The sequence below is a fragment of the Pseudomonas sp. TH41 genome (assembly GCF_016650695.1).
Lineage (GTDB): Bacteria > Pseudomonadota > Gammaproteobacteria > Pseudomonadales > Pseudomonadaceae > Aquipseudomonas.
In genome coordinates this window covers 95513-112506 of record NZ_JAEKFH010000001.1, presented here as the reverse complement: position 1 = coordinate 112506, position 16994 = coordinate 95513, and the positions used below count along the sequence as shown (strand labels likewise).

General features: G+C 59.0%; 13 protein-coding genes. 5 read left to right on the top strand and 8 right to left on the bottom strand.

Annotated elements, in window-relative coordinates; all coding sequences use genetic code 11:
- Window positions 1-9 precede the first annotated feature (9 nt).
- The gene (gene speB, locus JFU37_RS00520; protein WP_201111820.1) at window positions 10-1014 is read right to left on the bottom strand and encodes an agmatinase; all 1005 of its coding nucleotides are present in this window, start codon (window positions 1012-1014) and stop codon (window positions 10-12) included.
- A gap of 152 nt (window positions 1015-1166) precedes the next feature.
- Here speB and JFU37_RS00515 point away from each other — a divergent pair, with 152 nt between their 5' ends.
- The 5 genes from JFU37_RS00515 to JFU37_RS00495 all read left to right on the top strand — a co-directional run bounded on the left by JFU37_RS00515 (window position 1167) and on the right by JFU37_RS00495 (window position 7516).
- Window positions 1167-2090 (top strand): LysR substrate-binding domain-containing protein, encoded by a 924-nt coding sequence (locus tag JFU37_RS00515; RefSeq protein ID WP_201111818.1) that lies wholly within the window; start codon window positions 1167-1169, stop codon window positions 2088-2090.
- Window positions 2091-2146: 56 nt separating this feature from the next.
- Entirely contained in the window at window positions 2147-3655 is a 1509-nt protein-coding gene (locus tag JFU37_RS00510) for a sigma-54-dependent transcriptional regulator (protein ID WP_201111816.1), read from the top strand.
- A 362-nt stretch (window positions 3656-4017) separates the two neighbouring features.
- Window positions 4018-4395, top strand: coding sequence for a glycine cleavage system protein GcvH (gene gcvH / locus JFU37_RS00505; protein WP_201111814.1), 378 nt, complete (start codon window positions 4018-4020; stop codon window positions 4393-4395).
- Window positions 4396-4540: 145 nt separating this feature from the next.
- Entirely contained in the window at window positions 4541-5797 is a 1257-nt protein-coding gene (gene glyA / locus JFU37_RS00500) for a serine hydroxymethyltransferase (RefSeq protein ID WP_201111812.1), read from the top strand.
- 300 nt (window positions 5798-6097) lie between these two features.
- The gene (locus tag JFU37_RS00495) at window positions 6098-7516 is read left to right on the top strand and encodes a M15 family metallopeptidase (RefSeq protein WP_201111810.1); all 1419 of its coding nucleotides are present in this window, start codon (window positions 6098-6100) and stop codon (window positions 7514-7516) included.
- Window positions 7517-7529: 13 nt separating this feature from the next.
- Here the strand turns inward: JFU37_RS00495 and JFU37_RS00490 are convergent, their stop codons facing one another.
- The 7 genes from JFU37_RS00490 to JFU37_RS00460 form a co-directional block, all read right to left on the bottom strand.
- Window positions 7530-8936 (bottom strand): purine-cytosine permease family protein, encoded by a 1407-nt coding sequence (locus JFU37_RS00490; RefSeq protein ID WP_201111808.1) that lies wholly within the window; start codon window positions 8934-8936, stop codon window positions 7530-7532.
- Window positions 8937-8983: 47 nt separating this feature from the next.
- Window positions 8984-9724: a TorF family putative porin gene (locus tag JFU37_RS00485; RefSeq protein ID WP_201111806.1), complete on the bottom strand. Its 741-nt coding sequence runs from the start codon at window positions 9722-9724 to the stop codon at window positions 8984-8986.
- Between the two features lie 108 nt (window positions 9725-9832).
- The gene (locus JFU37_RS00480; protein ID WP_201111804.1) at window positions 9833-11575 is read right to left on the bottom strand and encodes an amidohydrolase; all 1743 of its coding nucleotides are present in this window, start codon (window positions 11573-11575) and stop codon (window positions 9833-9835) included.
- Window positions 11576-11593: 18 nt separating this feature from the next.
- Window positions 11594-13453, bottom strand: a complete 1860-nt coding sequence (locus JFU37_RS00475; RefSeq protein WP_201111802.1) for an amidohydrolase — start codon at window positions 13451-13453, stop codon at window positions 11594-11596.
- Between the two features lie 211 nt (window positions 13454-13664).
- Window positions 13665-14828, bottom strand: a complete 1164-nt coding sequence (locus JFU37_RS00470; RefSeq protein ID WP_201111800.1) for an RHS repeat-associated core domain-containing protein — start codon at window positions 14826-14828, stop codon at window positions 13665-13667.
- Window positions 14829-14914: 86 nt separating this feature from the next.
- A complete protein-coding gene (locus tag JFU37_RS00465; RefSeq protein WP_201112595.1) occupies window positions 14915-15976 on the bottom strand; it encodes a helix-turn-helix transcriptional regulator in 1062 nt (353 codons plus the stop codon).
- Between the two features lie 134 nt (window positions 15977-16110).
- Complete coding sequence (locus JFU37_RS00460; RefSeq protein ID WP_201111798.1) at window positions 16111-16950, bottom strand: alpha/beta fold hydrolase; 840 nt, start codon at window positions 16948-16950, stop codon at window positions 16111-16113.
- Between the last annotated feature and the right edge of the window lie 44 nt (window positions 16951-16994).

Genomic DNA, 16994 nt, shown 5'->3' with positions numbered 1-16994 from the left:
GCGGTCAAATCACGCCGAAACCGTGGTGGTTTCGCTCATGGCGTGCCGCGCCTGAGCCCGCTCGTGGAAGATGAAACCAATGCTGTTGAGCAGCAGTTGCGCGGCCAGAATCGAGGTCATGCCGGAAGGGTCATATACAGGCGCGACCTCAACCAGGTCCATGCCGACGATGTTGCCTTTGCTGCGCTTGGCCAGGGCCTGGATGATCTCCAGCACTTCGTAATAGAGGAAGCCGCCATGGCTGGGCGTGCCCGTGCCGGGTGCGATGGACGGGTCGAAGCCGTCAATGTCGATGGTGATGTAGTAGTTGATGTTTTGCGGGATCAACGCCAGCACCCCCTCGACGCCAAGGCGACGAACATCGCGTACCGAGAGAATCTTCGAGCCCGCCGCATGGGCCGCTTCGTAGTCATCGCGATTGGAGGAAGACACGTTGCGGATGCCCATCTGGGTCATGCCGACGATGTGGTTCATTTCGGATGCGCGGCGCAGCGGATTGCCATGGCCATAGCGAACACCGTGACGTTCGTCGACGAAGTCCAGGTGCGCATCGAAGTGGATGATGTGGATCGGGCCGCGACCCTCGAAGGCCTTGATCACCGGCGCGTGAACCGAGTGATCGCCGCCGAGCACGACGGGCATGACGCCGGCATCGAGGATCTTGCGCACGGCATACTCGGTGTTCTCGTTACTGGTGACCATGTCGGTGTGCACGATGTCGGCGTCACCGACGTCGACCATGCGCACATCGGCCGCGGTCAGGTACATGACGTCATCTTCGTGGTCGTAGGCGCCGGCATGGCCGAAGGAAAACAGCGTCGATGCCTCGCGAATCCCGCGAGGCCCAAAACGTGCGCCGGAACGCCATTGGGTGCCCATGTCGTTGGGTACGCCAAGGATCGCCACGTCCGCATCCAGTGCATCCCAGTCGGTGCACACCGGGGATTTGCCAAAGGTGCAGTGCCCCACGAAGGGCAGGTTCAGGCGACCGGATTCATAACCATTGTTCGACATTTCAGGCCTCTCCAATTCTTGTTTTCGGCTCAGCGGACATGGAAGGTGACCGCCGTTGAAGTGACTATGGACGCAGGTTTTCGTGGAAAAAATGCTAAACATCAGATACTCATATCGGCATTACCGATGCATCCACACGCAGGAGGTCCAAGGTGATTCAGCTGCACGATGTCGATCTGAAACTGCTCAGGGTGTTTGCCACGATTGTCAGGTGTGGCGGCTTTTCTGCTGCGCAAGCGGCGTTGAATGCCGGCCAGTCGACCATCAGCGAACAAATGACCCATCTTGAAACCCGGCTCGGGGTCAAGCTCTGCCAACGCGGGCGCAGCGGGTTTCGCCTGACTGAGCAAGGCGTGGCCATCCATGAAGCCACTCAGCGCCTGCTCTCGGCGGTGGAGAATTTCTGTATGGACGCCGACGTGCTCAAGCAGCACATCAGCGGCAAGCTCAACCTCGGGATCATCGACACCACCATTACCGACCCGGACTCACCGATCCCGCGCACCACCCAGCGCTTCGTGTCCAGGGGGCATGACGTGCACCTGAACGTGTACGTCGGTACCCCCGCCGAGCTGGAAGAACGCGTACTCGACGGTCGACTGCACCTGGCCATCGGGCACTTCCCGATCTATGTTCCGGGCCTGTTGCACTCACCGCTGTACAAGGAGGCACTGGGGCTGTATTGCGGGCGGCGGCATCCGCTGCATGGCAGCAAGGCCGAGGGTGACGAACTGCTCGAAGAAATTTCCACCAGCCGAATTGTCGTCAGGGGTTACATGCAGCAGTACGACCTGGAACGCCTGGGTGTCAGCAAAGCCGCAGCCACCGTCGACAACATCGAAGCCCTGGCGATCCTGATCATCTCCGGTGCGTACCTGGGCTTTCTGCCCGCGCACTTTGCCGCGCAGTGGATCAAGACCGGCGAGATGCACCAATTGGCACCGGCCAGTTTGCAACTGATGTCTCCGTTCGATGTGATCACCCGGCGCGGCATTGCCCCGCCACCGATACTTGAGGCGTTTCTTGAGGACCTCGCCGCCAGTTCACGCAACACCGGCAACACCAGCAGCACCTGACAGACACGACACGTGCCGGTCATACTCATTCCGTTCGCCACCCTTGCAGGCCACTTATGCGCATCCACGTCACCTTCATCGACCGCGTCGGCATCACCCAGGAAGTGCTGGCCCTGCTCGGTGGGCGCAGTTTCAATCTGGATGCCGTGGAAATGGTTCCGCCGAACGTTTACATCGATGCGCCGACCCTCGGTGCCGATGTGCTGGAAGAACTGCGCGATGCGTTGCTCGGTGTGCGCGGCGTGCAAGCGGTGACGATGGTCGACATCCTCCCGGGGCAACGTAGACGCTTGCAACTGGATGCCTTGCTGGCGGCCAGTTCCGATCCGGTGCTGGCGGTGGATGGCCTGGGTCATGTGCTGCTGGCCAATCCGGCGCTGATCGCCCTGTGTGGTCGTGAACCGGCGGGTGAGCCGCTGAGCGCGTTGTTCGATAATCCTGACCTGCAACACACATTGATCGAACACAGTTTCCGTCTGCCCATGCATGAGGTCACCCTTGGCGGCCAGACCTTGCTGCTCGATGCCATGCCGATCACCGACGCCGGCGCTCTATTGACCCTCTATCAGCCAAGCCGTATCGGTGAACGTCTCTCGGCGCTGCACCACGACCACGCCGAAGGCTTCGATGCATTGCTCGGTGAGTCCCCGGCGATTCGTGCGCTCAAGTCCCGTGCCCAGCGCGTTGCCACGCTCGACGCGCCCTTACTGATTCAGGGTGAAACCGGCACCGGCAAAGAACTCGTGGCCCGCGCCTGCCACGCCATCAGCACACGGCGGGACGCCCCCTTTCTGGCCCTGAACTGCGCGGCATTGCCGGAGAGCCTCGCCGAGAGCGAGCTGTTCGGCTACGCCCCTGGCGCCTTCACCGGCGCGCAACGGGGCGGCAAACTCGGCCTCCTTGAACTGGCCGATCAGGGCTCGGTGTTCCTCGATGAAATCGGTGAAATGTCGCCATACCTGCAAGCCAAGTTGCTGCGCTTTTTGAGCGATGGTTGCTTCCGCCGGGTCGGGGGCGATCGTGAGGTCAAGGTCAATGTGCGGGTCCTCAGCGCGACCCACCGTGACCTGGAAAAAATGGTCGCTGAAGGCCACTTTCGCGAGGATCTTTTTTACCGCCTCAATGTGCTCAATCTGCAAGTGCCGCCGCTGCGCGAACGCGGTCATGACATCCTGTTGATGGCCCAACACTTCATGCAGCAAGCGTGTGCGCAGATCCAGCGGCCGGTCTGTCGTCTGGCGCCAAGCACCTTCCCTGCCCTGCTCGGCAACCGCTGGCCAGGCAACGTCCGCCAGCTGCAAAACGTGATCTTTCGCGCCGCCGCCATTTGTGAAAATCCGCTGGTCGACATCGACGACCTGGACATCGCCCGCACGGCCGTGGAGCGACAGAACGACGGTGAAGTCGGCAGCCTGGAGGAGGCCGTCGAAGGGTTTGAAAAAAACCTGCTGGAACAGCTCTACCGCAGCTACCCCTCCAGCCGTTTACTCGCCGCTCGCCTGCACACCTCGCACAGCGCGATTGCCATCCGACTGCGCAAGTACGGCATTCCCAACAAGCCGTAAGCCTCACTCGATTAACGGTTAACTGTAGGAGCTGCCGCAGGCTGCGATCTTTTGATCTTGATTTTCAGTATCCCAAAAAGATCAAGATCAAAAGATCGCAGCCTGCGGCAGCTCCTACACGTTGCGTTGCGGCACAATTTGTATGCAAATCGATACAGCGTATCGAAATCAAGACAAAACACCGTCACTCGCCTGGCCCGGACTTTTCCACCCTCGCACCCAATGCCTGTATTGATTTCAATACAGAAGCGACTCGCCAACTCTGCCTAAAACAATTTAAGTCTTTGATTAATATCAAATAAATAAATCTGGCACCGCCCTTGCTATCACCTCTGAAGCCACCAGAACAATAAGGAGTTGATATGAGCGAACTGCGTTTTACCACCGACCACGAATGGCTGCGTCTTGAGAGCAATGGCCTGATCACCGTAGGCATTACTCCTTTCGCCCAGCAAGCGCTGGGCGACGTGGTCTTCGTTCAAGTGCCCGAGTTGCGCGCATTCGATGCCGGCGATGAAGTGGCGGTGCTGGAATCGGTAAAGGCGGCCAGCGGCGTGTACATGCCCTTGGACGGCGAAGTGGTTGAAGTGAACTCGACGCTGGAAAGCTCCCCCGAATTGATCAACGAAGACGCGCTGGGAGAAGGCTGGTTTTTTCGCATGCGACCACGCGACGCCAGCGCAATGGCCACCCTGCTTGACCAGACCGCTTATGAGCACCTGATCAACACCGACGCCTGACCACCCGCAAACCACACCATCCCTGTAGGAGCTGCCGAGTGAAACGAGGCTGCGATCTTTTGATTTTTTAGAAGACAAGATCAAAAGATCGCAGCCTCGTTTCACTCGGCAGCTCCTACAGGGGTAACTAACAGAGGGCTTCACCATGTTCAGCAAGCATGACCAGATCAAAGGCTACGACGACGAATTGCTGGCGGCGATGAACGCCGAGGACGCGCGACAGGAGCACCATATCGAGCTGATCGCCTCGGAGAACTACACCAGCCAACGCGTCATGGAAGCGCAAGGCAGCGGCTTGACCAACAAGTATGCTGAAGGCTATCCGGGCAAACGCTATTACGGCGGCTGCGAGCACGTCGACGTGGTCGAACAACTGGCCATCGATCGCGCCAAACAATTGTTCGGCGCCGATTACGCCAACGTCCAGCCGCACTCCGGCAGCCAAGCCAATGCCGCAGTGTATCTGGCGTTGCTGCAGGCCGGTGACACCGTGCTGGGCATGAGCCTGGCCCACGGCGGCCACCTGACCCACGGCGCCAAAGTCAGCTTCTCCGGCAAGTTGTACAACGCCGTGCAATATGGCATCGACACCGCGACCGGGTTGATCGATTACGACGAAGTCGAACGCCTGGCCGTTGAGCACCAACCGAAGATGATCATCGCCGGTTTCTCCGCGTACTCGAAAACCCTGGACTTCCCGCGCTTCCGGCAGATCGCTGACAAAGTGGGCGCTTACCTGTTCGTCGACATGGCCCACGTCGCCGGGCTGGTGGCGACCGGTCTGTACCCGAACCCGCTGCCGTACGCCGACGTGGTCACCACCACGACTCACAAAACCCTGCGCGGCCCACGTGGCGGCCTGATCCTCGCCAGGGCCAATCCGGAACTGGAGAAAAAACTCAACGCAGCCGTATTCCCCGGTGGCCAGGGCGGTCCGTTGATGCACGTGATCGCCGCCAAAGCGGTGTGCTTCAAAGAGGCGCTGGAACCCGCCTTCAAGACCTATCAGGCGCAAGTGATCCGCAACGCCCAGGCGATGGCAAACGTGTTTATCGACCGTGGCTACGACGTGGTGTCAGGCGGAACCGACAACCACCTGTTCCTGGTCAGCCTGATTCGTCAGGGCCTCACCGGCAAAGACGCCGACGCTGCCCTCGGCCGTGCCGGGATCACCGTGAACAAGAACGCGGTGCCGAACGATCCACAATCGCCCTTCGTGACTTCTGGCCTGCGTATCGGCACGCCAGCCATCACCAGTCGTGGTTTCAAGGAAGCCCAGAGCATCGAACTGGCGGGCTGGATCTGCGACCTCCTCGATCACCTCGGCGACGCCGATGTCGAGGCACATGTCGCTAGACAGGCCGCTGCGATGTGCAGTGATTTCCCGGTTTACCGCGACTGATCCACAGCGCACAACACAATCCGTAGGAGCTGCCGCAGGCTGCGTTCGGCCCCGTAGCAGCTGTCGAGCTTGCGAGGCTGCGTTCGGCTGCGCAGCAGTCGTGAAATCAAGCGATGCGGTGTTTCAGAAAAACCTCGCTCTCAGGTTTTACGACTGCTGCGCAGCCGAACGCAGCCTCGCAAGCTCGACAGCTGCTACAGGGCCGGACGCAGGGTTCGATGCGCTGCCGACCCACAACCTCATGGAAGCGAAACGGGTTTGAAGCCATGATGTGGCATCCGCCCTTTCTGGAAGCCTCGCATGCGCCGCCTTCTGTGCAAAATCCTGTTTCTGAGCCTCGCTGCGCCGTGCCTCGCCGGCGCCGAGCCACGGCCTGAGCACATGGTGTATTTGCGCACGGTTGACCCGAGCATTGAGCAAGATATCCGCTATGCCAGCACCCACAATTTCACCGGACACGTCCTCGACGGGTACGCGGCGCCGGAGTGCCTGTTGTCGCTGGAGGCCGCCAAGGCACTGGCTCGGGTACAAACGGCACTGCGCACGCAAGGCTACGGATTGAAGGTGTTTGACTGCTATCGACCCAGCCGGGCTGTCGCGGACATGGGACGTTTTGCAACGGAACCGGGCGACCCACTCAAGGCCGAATTCTATCCGCGCCTGGACAAGAAAGACTTCTGGCGCCTGGGTTATGTAGCCCGGATTTCCAACCATTCCAAAGGCAGCACCGTTGATTTGACATTGACCGGCTCGGGCGCCCTCCCCGCCGAAACCTGGACACCTTCAGCCACACCAGTCGATTGCACGGCACCGTATGGCCAGCGTTGGCACGACGGTGCGCTGGATATGGGAACAGGCTTCGATTGCTTCGATGAGCCGGCGCACACCGACACTCCGACGATCAACGCGGTCGCCCGAAAAAATCGCCAGATGCTCAGCAGCGCCATGGAAAAGGAAGGGTTTGCCGGCTACTCGAAGGAGTGGTGGCATTTCACGTACTCACGGGATGAAACGTTGAAGAACGTCATGGACTTCCCGATCACTCCGCTCGCTTCCGGCGGTGTTCTCGACACCAGCAATCAGCTGATTGTGGTGACCAGCAAAAACTGGACGGACACTCAAGGAACCGCCCAGCGTTATGTACGCCAGGGCAACACGTTTCGAAAATACGAAGCCCCGTTTCCGGTGGTGTTAGGCAAGAGCGGGCTGGCCTGGGGCAAGGGGCTAAACCGCATGGACCCGAGCGAAGGGCCAATCAAACGTGAAGGCGACGCAAAGGCCCCCGCCGGGATCTTCAAACTCGGAACGGCCTTTGGCTACGACACGACGGCCGACACCCGACTGCCGTACCTTGCGCTGACACCCACCATCGAATGCGTGGATGACAGCCAGTCCAAACACTACAACCAGTTGGTCGACGGGGCGACTTTAGTAAAGGACTGGAACAGTTCCGAACACATGCGCAGCATGGATGAGCTGTATCGAAAAGGCATTGTCGTCGAACACAACACCCCGGCGTCTCCCGCCTCTGGCTCGTGCATTTTTCTCCATATTTGGCGTAGCCCGACGTCCCCGACACTGGGCTGCACCGCCATGAACCCGGCGGATATGGCTCGTCTGTTCAGTTGGCTGGACCCTCGCCAGTCCCCGTTATTGATTCAAATGCCCGAGGAGCAATACGAGCACTTTCGCGAACGCTGGAACCTCCCCGGACGTTGATACGTGAGCCGCGTCAGGCCTTTGAACTGCGCTCAACCGACACCGCAAGCGCTGAGTTCCTGGCCAGCAGGTAATAGAGAATCCCCGGCACCACCAGGCCGACGATCCAGGAAATATCAACACCGCCCAACTGCCCGACCATTGGCCCGGAGTAGAAGTGGGTATCGACAAAAGGCAGCTGGATCAACACGCCGATGACGTACACGCTGATCCCCAGCACATTCCATTTGCCATAGCGACCTGTCGGGTCGGACAACGCCGGGATGTCGTAGCGCTCCTTGTTGATGAAGTAGTAATCCACCAGGTTGATCGCGCTCCACGGAGTGAAAAAAGTCAGCAGGAACAGGATGAAGTACTTGAAGCTGTTCAGAAACGAGTACTGCCCCAGCAACGCCAGTGTGGTGGACGCCACGACAATCAACAGCACGAACAGCATGCGTTGCCGGGCGGTAATCTCAAGGCGACTGCGAAAGCCACTGATGATGGTGGCCACGCACATGAAGCTGCCATACGCGTTGAGCGTCGACACCGTGACCTTGCCAAACACCACGCTCAGGTACAGCAGCGACGCCATCAACCCGGTACTGCCCAGCCCGACGATGGTTGCCACCTCATGACCGCGAAAATTTGCGCCGGCCAACGCCGCAGCGAACACCCCCAGCACCATGGAAGCCTGGGCCCCCAGCACCGTGCCCAGACCGACGGCGGCAAAGGTCTTCCAGGATGATGTCTTGCTCGGCAGGTAGCGCGAATAGTCAGCCACGTAAGGGCCAAAGGCGATTTGCCAGGACGCGGACAACGACACGGCCAACAGAAACTCGCTCCAGCCAAAATGGCGATTGTCCAGCAACAGGCCGATATCGTTGAGCGTCATCAGACGGGTAAACAGGTACGCAAAGGCAATGATCCCCAGCACGCTGGCCACCCTTCCCACCAGGTGAATCACCCGATAGCCGAAGATCGTCAGAAACGCGATGCAAGCAGCAAAGATCAGAATCCCGGCACTGTCGCTGACCTGGATCAACTGCGCTATCGCCTGCCCCGACAGTACCGCGCCGGTGGCGCTGAAACCGAGGTACATCAGGCACACCAGCACAATCGGAATCGCCGCGCCATAAACCCCGAACTGCACCCGACTGGAGATCATCTGCGGCAGGCCCAGCTTCGGTCCTTGCGCTGCGTGCAAGGCAACCACCGTGCCGCCGAGCAACTGGCCGATCAGCAAGCCGATGAGGGACCAGAACACATCGCCGCCCAGTACCACCGCCAACGCGCCGGTGACAATTGCCGTGATCTGCAGGTTGGCGCCGAGCCACAGGGTGAACTGGCTGTAGAGACTGCCATGGCGCTCAGCCTCGGGAATGTAATCGATCGAGCGGGTCTCGATCAGGGGACTTCGTTGCTGACTATCGTTGGTCATAACGGTGCTTTCCTTGGAGGAACAGTTCTTGTTGTTCGAGGGTGAACTCAGAAATTCTTGGTGGCGCTGGCCACAACGGTGGCCGTGCACAGATCGCCATATCCGTACCAATCCGCACATTCGCTTTTCGACAGGTCGGTATCGATATAGCTGAGGCCCCAGGTCACGCCGACGAATTCACGGCTCACCTTGGCTTCCCACTCGTAATAGGACTCGCGGTTGTCGCCGCTGGCGGACCAGAACGCCGGGTCTTTCACATCGTTGCGCCCCACACGCAGGTCCAGGCCAACCTCGGCCGGCAGGGCGATTTTGTAGCTGAGGTAGGTGTAGAGGGTGTCCTGGTCTTCGCCAAAGGCGTTCGGCGTGTCCTTTGAGTAGTAGCCGCCGAGTTTCACGCCGTAAACATCAAGGATGGCGTAGACCTCACTCAGGTTGAATTGGCTTTCCTTGGGGTAGTCGTACTTGATGTAGCCCAGATCGAGACTGATTGCCTCCGTCGCCTGCCAGTAGTAACCCGCGTAGTACTCAAGTTCCTGCCGGGTCTTGAAGTCACCGCCGAAATCGACGTTCGAGGTCCAGGCGCCGACATACAGGCCGCTGCTGTGCATCAGCGTGGCACCGGCCTGAACCGCCGGATCGCCCAGGGTTTGCGAGATCCCGCGGCTTCGATAATCGCTGACAGCGGCCAGGCTCATGTCGAGGTTGAAGTCATCGTTGAGGGGCAGTGCTTGCGTGGTCAGGGGGGCCAATACAAAACTGGCCAGGGTGAACAGTGAACGTGCGTTCATACAACTCTCTTATTGTTATGGAGGTACGGGAAATGTCGGGCATGGCGATGCCGAGCCCCTCGCGGTACGAGGAGCCGGCTTTTTTTGGGGGGGCTGCGGTCGTGGTCGTCAGGACGCGGGCGCGTAAACCTCTTTGCCGGCGAAGAAGGTCTTCAGGACTTTGGTCTCGAACAGTTCATCGTCACTGACCTTGAACACGTCGCGGTCGAGGATGATCAGGTCAGCTTGTTTGCCTGCGGCCAACGAGCCAATTTGCTGCTCCAGTCGCAGGGCTTTGGCGGCATTGAGGGTGTAGGCGTAGAACATGGTCTGGCGATCAATGCTTTCCTTGGCATTCAGCACGCCCAGCGGTCCTTTGCGGGTGCTGGCCTGAGCAATGGCGTTCCATGGATTGGGGCTGGACACCGGCCAGTCACTGCCACCGGCGATGACCGCGCCGGCGTTATGCAGGGATCTGGCGGGGTACTGATAACCGTAGGCAAACGCGCTGATGTATGGCTTGACCAATTCCACCGTGTACGTCTCGCCGGTGGCCCACAGCAGCTGCATGGAGGCGATCACACCCAGCTGTTTGAAGCGTGGAAACTCCTTGGGATTGACCAGTTGCAAGTGGGCGATGCTGTGCGCCACCGGCGTTGGATTGAGCTTGCGCGCATAGGCAACACCATTAAGTGACTCCCGCACGGCTCGGTCGCCGACCGCGTGCATGTGCACGATCCAGTTGCGCTTCTCCGCCGCCACCACCAGCTCACCGAAGTGCGCCGGGTCGATCAGCAGTTGACCGTTTTTATGACTGTTCTTGAACGGCACGATCACCGCGGCGGTCTGCCCTGGAAACTCCAGAATACCGTCGGCAAACACCTTGATGCCGGGGAACGTCAGGTTGGGCACGCCCTCGAATTTTTTCATCACCTTGGCCAGGACTTCGAGGTCGGCCGGTTTGCTTTTCGGGTTGGTGATCAGCAGAGCGGCGACGTGGGCGCTGAGTTCGCCCTTCTCGGCCAGTTGGCGGTACAGCGGCAGCACGCCGTAGCTCTGTTCGGTTGCTTTGAAATCGAACAGCGAATCGCCGCTGCCGGCATTCGCCGCGGCGTCCATCCAGGCGGTGACACCGTATTGGTTGTTGACCTTCACTGCCTCGCGGGCAGCCTTCAGCATGGTTTCGTCGCTAGGCGCCGGAATCTGATTGCGGACCAGGTCCCAGCGCGACTCGGCAAAATAGCCATTGGGTGTGAAGTCGGCTTCATGCCCCACATAGCTTCGCTCCTTTTCCGGCAGGCTTTTGACCAGCGCTGCATCGATGTTCAAACGCTTGAGCATGGCGTTGTTGGCCCAACCGGTGTGACCGTCAATCCCGCTCAGCACCAGCGGTTGCTCGGTCCAGCGCCCCTGATTGAAGCGTTTTCCCAGTTCGCGGCTTTTGTCCCAATAGGCTGAACTGACCCCGGCAATGCTGATCACGTCACCGGCCCGTGCACGGCCTGCCTGATCCTGCTCGATGATCCATTGCTCCAGTTCCGGCAACGGTTTTTCTTCGTCCAGCAGATTGGCCCCCATGCTGTCGAAGGCCGCTACCACCGGGTGGCTATGGGTATCAATCATCCCCGGCATCAGCACTTTGCCGGCCAGGTCGATGCGTTGTGTCCGGGCGTCGGCCAAGGCGGTGATCTCGGCATCGCTGCCCACTTTGAGGATCTTGCCGTCTTGCACGGCCACCGCCTGCGCCAGGCCTTGATCGGGTTCGGCGGTGAAGACCTTGCCGTTGAACAGCACAAGGTCGGCGGCGGCCATGGCTTGCATCGAAGCAAGCACCAGTGCGGCGGCCAACAGGTTTGGAATAAATCGTTGCATCGGAACGCTCTCTTGTTTTTATTGGGCGGTTCGGGTGACGGATGCCTGGGCCGTTTGAAGGCCAACGAACGGTGCCTTGGCCCATACGACCTTGCCTCCGACCACGGTGAGCAGCACCTGATTTCGGCCCAGCTCGTCCTCGGGCACTTGCATGAAGTTTTTGTCGAGGACGATCAAGTCGGCGAACTTGCCCACTTCGACCGAACCGACCACGTTCTCCAACTTAAGCTGCTCGGCGGCGTTCAGGGTGATGCTGCGCAACACTTCGCTGCGCGACAGCGCCGGGTCGTTGTTCAGTCGCCCGGCATACTTGGGGCCATAGCTGTGCGGGTTCAGCGGATCGCCCGAACGGGTAACACCGATTTTCAGCGCCAGGAATTCATCCAGCGGGTCGACAGGCCAGTCACTGCCATACGCCACTCGACCACCGGCATTCGCGATGCTGCCCGAGGGTTCCATGCGGGAAAAACGCGCGGCCCCCAGATGATCGCTGGTGCCATCGACCGTGGACGGCGCCTGCTGGGCCCACTGGAAGGACATGGTGGCGGTCACATCAAGGGCCTTGAAGCGCGAATAGTCGGCAGGGTCCACCGACTCGGCGTGAGCGATGGCGGGACGGAATCCATTACCGGGCAGTTCCCGGCGCACATACTCGATGCTGTTCAGCGCATCACGCACCGCGCGTTCGCCGGTGGCGTGCAAGTGCGGGTCGAAGCCGGCCTGGACTGCGTCCAACAGTAACGGGTTGAGGACTTGCGGCGGGAAATACAGCTCGCCAACGTTCTTGCCCGGCGTCCACTTCGGCGCCTTATCAGTGCCGGAATTGTGCAGGTACGGCGTCAACATCGCCCCCGTGTCCGCCGGGGCATTGATGATGCCATCCATGAACAGTTTGACGTGGCGCATGCTCACACCGGGCGCGGGTTTAGCTTCGCCCTGGTCATAGGTGTTGGCCAGTGCCTTGGCCTCGGCGATGGTTTTCGCCGGGTCGGCAGCGGCGGCAGCCGGGTCCAGTTTGATCGCCAACAACGCCCGGGCAGTCAGCTCACCCGACTGCTGCAAGGTGGTGAAGGCTTTGCCATTCTCGGGGCCCGACAAGGCATCGAAGAAACTGGTGATGCCCTGCTGGCGCATGGCGTCGAGCGCCGCACGGGTCTGCGTCAGCTTCTCGGCATCGGTGGCGGGCGGCACCATGGCGGCCATGGTATCGGCAGCGCCGTCTTCGCAGATACCATTCGGGTTGCCGGCGCTGTCGCGCATGTACTTGCCGTCACCGGGATTGGCCGTGTGCTTGTTGATGCCGGCAACGGCCAGGCCACGAGAGTTGGTCAGCACGGTATGGAAATCGGTGGAACGGACCTGAATCGGGCGTTGGGTCTTGAGTGCGTCCAGCGTCGATTTGTCCGGGTCGCCGTCGAGTCCGTCCATGCCTATGCGATCCCAGCTGCCGACTTCGAGCCAGACGTCAGGACCTTTGTCCTTGTCGGCATCCAGGCAGGCCTGAATGGTTTCCTGGAACACCTTGCGCGTCATCGTCTGGTATTTCAGGTCGCACAGGGTCATGGCACGACCGCCGTCCCCCGGGTGCATGTGCGCATCGATGAAGCCCGGCATCAGCATGCGCCCTGCCAGGTCAATCTGCTGTGTCTGCGCGCCGATGTAGGCGGCAACGCCCTCATCGCTGCCGACGTAGACAATCTTGCCCCCGGTCACGGCGATCGCCTGCTGCACCGAATTCTTGCCATCGACGGTGTAGACATAACCGTTGCGCATCACCATGTCAGCGCCTGTCGAACCCTGCGTCTGGCACCCCACCAGCGCCACACCGGAAAATGCCGTTGTCGCTGCAACGGCGATAAATAGCCTGGACAATTTCAACTGCCTCACCCCTGTTTTTATAGTTTTTAAGTGGCCCGAACAGACCGCCGTGCAAGCCCTTGATATGCAGGGCATACCCTATAGGGCGCGGCGGTTGGATGGACCTCCGCAAATGAGGAGGGGTGAGGCAAATAGTTGTCGGAGTTTTGTGTTGGAGCACCCTGTTCGGATTTTAACGGGATGGTTGGATGCAGTTTTCCTGACGCTAGCTTTATCCGCGTCGGCCACGGGGGTTAAAAAACTGAGGATATCGCTGCTGAAGTTCAGCGCGTGTTAAATATTCCAATCCGTTTCTGATTTTATGAATCAGCATGCTAGGCATAACGCCAGGAATGCTGCCTGTCAGTCCGCTATCAATTCTCGCCAATATAAGGCTGGGGTTCTGACTATAAGAAGTAGAAGAAAGTCCTGGAGCTGCAACAGATAGATGGTTATGAATGTTGACTTCTGAATTCCGTTGGTACACCTCCCTTACTGCATCGTGGTAAGGATGGCGTGCATTGCGAAGTGAGTAGTCTAGTTCTGAGCCAGGTGTTGCATCGAATCGCCTCTGGTTTCTCGTGGGATACACTACTCTATGTCTAATGATGCGAGAACTGTATATATGTACTGCGACCTCAGGGGAATCACTATATCTACTTGAAGTGCTTACTATATGGGGTAGACTTTTAGGAATACCGGGATTTTGATTCGGAGCTGGAATCGTGGCAATTCCCAGTTCGTCAATTGCGGATGGTCTAACAAAATAGTTACGGATTATACGCCCTTCGACTGGAAGCGATAAGTTCTCTTTAGCCTTTGCCACCCACCCCGAGACCATGACTTTAACCCTGGATGGAAGTATGACGTTCCCAGTCGGATCGCTATTATTAATGGGATCCCCCGAACAATACGCATACGAATTCACCCCCCCTTCCCCAAACGGACTCAAACTGTCCGGACTGTTAAACCGCATCAACACCGGATTAAACGCCCGATACCCATTACCCAACAAATAATGCCCGGTCAATGGATCCGGCCGTTCGCCGTTAAAGCCCAGCAGACTGGTCAAACCGCTTTCAACGAGGTGGTGGCCGTAGGGAGAGTAAACGATAGCTTTCGGCGCGCTGCCGTTGACGGCAAGCAGAACCGAGCGCTGCTGATCAGTGGCCAGTAAGATGGCGTCTAGGGTGTCACCCTGACGACATTGTTGCGCCAACAACTGATCAGCGTGTTGGAACACTGAACGTTTGATCGCCCCCTGCACCTCAGTAGCCAGGCGATTATTGCAGTAGAAGCGCTGACATTCGGAGGGATCCGGCAACGCATGGCCGACCAACCGATCCAATGCGTCGTAACGGTATTGGCAAAGCAGTCTTTTTCGTAGGCCGGGCATGGGCTATTACTCTCAGCGACCAAGGACTGGGATGGGTTTGAGTATTGATGATTCGGTATGAAAGAGGTACTAGCAGAACTGATAGGTTAGCGACCTGGACCAAGCGGCTTTCCGTCCACGGTCACCTCATCGCGACGTGCCCCGTCCGCCAGCGAACTCGCCGAACGCAGCACAGAACCCAGCTCCACCTTGCTCTTCACACCCAACTGCAAATAGCAGTTGCGCAAATAGGTGCGCACTGTCGCTGGACTCAAGACCAGGATTTTGGCGATCTCTTTGTAGGAATGTCCCGCGGCGAACAGCATCGCAGCCGTGCGCTCTCGTGGCGCCAGCACCGCCCCGCGCGATTGCGCTTCGAGCGACAGGATGACGTGATCGGCGTTAGGACTCAGCGTCAATGCGCAGCGACCCAGGCGGATGACGCAGGGCGCCTTTGGCAGTTGCGCGATTACCTCGACCGGAAGCATTGAACCGCTCCACCCTGGCAACTCGTGCTGAATGGCCGCACACAACTTCGCCCCCACATACAGCAAACTGCCGTCCATGCGCGCGACCCCGAAGTCCGTCGCGCCGTTGCCCATGTCGATCCGGATCATGTCCTGCACCTGAAACCGCCACAACTGCAACAAGTGGTCGCAGAACGCCGAAAACAAATCGGACTCGCTGTCGTTGAATGCCAGTGCGTGCTCACCACGGTAAAGACAGACGAAGAACATCAAGCCACTTTCGGGCAATTCGAAGGTGATGCACATCACATGGTAAAGGTCGTGACGCCGTGCAAAGTCGTTGACCTCCTCGCAGGGGTCGGTGAACTCGCTGTCACGCACGACTTCCCCGAGTTGACTCAAGGTCTGATGAGAAAATCTGTCGCTGACCGCGACCTTGTGCCATTCGGAGGCAAACGACTCGGGCAGATTGATCCGCCCGTGCATCCAGCTTTTGGGAGGAACATTGGCGCCGGACGCGGACATCTCGCCCCACCAGGCTGAAGCGAAGGGCACCAGCTGGCTGAAGGCCTGCAGACCATCGGCAATGAATTGGGAAGCGCCGCGATCTCGAGCCAGCCTTCCCAAATGCAACACACAAAGATTGAACGCCTTCAGCGTCGCCATCGACGTCTTGACGTCGACTTCGTTCCCCTCCTCCATCGCGCTGATCCTGTTTGCTACATGGCGTATTATTTCGACGATGCCATGGTGCAGCGTTGGCGTCCAGTCCGCTGCTCTCGCAAAACACTCACACGACCAATGCGCCGCCAAGCATCCCTCGGCGGCGCTTAGGGTCACTCGCCCAACCGCAACAGAAAGTCCTGAACATAGGGCACAACCGAAATCCCGGCGTGGGCAGTATTCGGCACGATGTCCTGTTGCACACGAATGTCGTGGGCCTCAAGGTTGCGTGCCAATGTTGCATTGCGCTCCACCCTTGTGCGTCCGGCATCGTTGATGCCTTCCTTGTATTGCACGGAACCGGGTGCGTAGTGAATCTCCCAGGTCTCCAGGTCGGCGGCCCCCACTAACAGTTGAACATCCACCTCACGCAGTGCCTCGAGATTCAGGCGCTTGCCGAAAATCGCTTCGATCCCACCGGTACCTACCCACCAATCGCGCCCCTCATCGATCAAGGTCACCGAGCCCGGTGCACCGATAGAAACGGAACGTAGACGTTCGGGGTGCAGGTAGTAAAATCGGTTGGCGAAATGTCCACCGCCCGAATAACCAAACAATGAAAACTTCTCGAACGAAGTGCTCAGCGCCTCGCCGACTTCATCAACCATGGCCAGCAGGACTTCGTCATAACGAATGTACCCTTCCTTGAGGTATTTGAAACCATGCGGGTTGCCATCGCCCAGCGGACCGACCGGAAACAGCGGCGCCAGAATGATGTAGCGATTGAAGCGACCGAATTCGGCAAACGCATCCCGATATTCGACCATCGTGCGCCCGGTACCATGGACCGCGACCAGTAAATGGTGGCCCTCCGGCGCTTGATCGAAGGTGTGCGGGACGTAAAGGCAATAGGCAAAACGCGGATCCTTGCGGCACGAAAAAATGGTCGTGCTACCTCGGTAGTACATCTGACGATGCCGCGCTTCGGGGGTGTCTTGAGGGTTGCTCAACATTGTGAAACCTCGTTGATAATTGTGCCATTATTGAAAACTACTGC

Bases quoted from the DNA above. Each gene is read 5' to 3' on its own strand.
- gcvH (WP_201111814.1), top strand. From the start codon at position 4,018: ATGAGCGAACTGCGTTTTACCACCGACCACGAATGGCTGCGTCTTGAG.
- JFU37_RS00480 (WP_201111804.1), bottom strand. From the start codon at position 11,575: ATGCAACGATTTATTCCAAACCTGTTGGCCGCCGCACTGGTGCTTGCT.
- JFU37_RS00495 (WP_201111810.1), top strand. From the start codon at position 6,098: ATGCGCCGCCTTCTGTGCAAAATCCTGTTTCTGAGCCTCGCTGCGCCG.
- JFU37_RS00465 (WP_201112595.1), bottom strand. From the start codon at position 15,976: ATGGAGGAGGGGAACGAAGTCGACGTCAAGACGTCGATGGCGACGCTG.
- speB (WP_201111820.1), bottom strand. From the start codon at position 1,014: ATGTCGAACAATGGTTATGAATCCGGTCGCCTGAACCTGCCCTTCGTG.
- JFU37_RS00485 (WP_201111806.1), bottom strand. From the start codon at position 9,724: ATGAACGCACGTTCACTGTTCACCCTGGCCAGTTTTGTATTGGCCCCC.
- JFU37_RS00490 (WP_201111808.1), bottom strand. From the start codon at position 8,936: ATGACCAACGATAGTCAGCAACGAAGTCCCCTGATCGAGACCCGCTCG.
- JFU37_RS00510 (WP_201111816.1), top strand. From the start codon at position 2,147: ATGCGCATCCACGTCACCTTCATCGACCGCGTCGGCATCACCCAGGAA.
- glyA (WP_201111812.1), top strand. From the start codon at position 4,541: ATGTTCAGCAAGCATGACCAGATCAAAGGCTACGACGACGAATTGCTG.
- JFU37_RS00460 (WP_201111798.1), bottom strand. From the start codon at position 16,950: ATGTTGAGCAACCCTCAAGACACCCCCGAAGCGCGGCATCGTCAGATG.
- JFU37_RS00470 (WP_201111800.1), bottom strand. From the start codon at position 14,828: ATGCCCGGCCTACGAAAAAGACTGCTTTGCCAATACCGTTACGACGCA.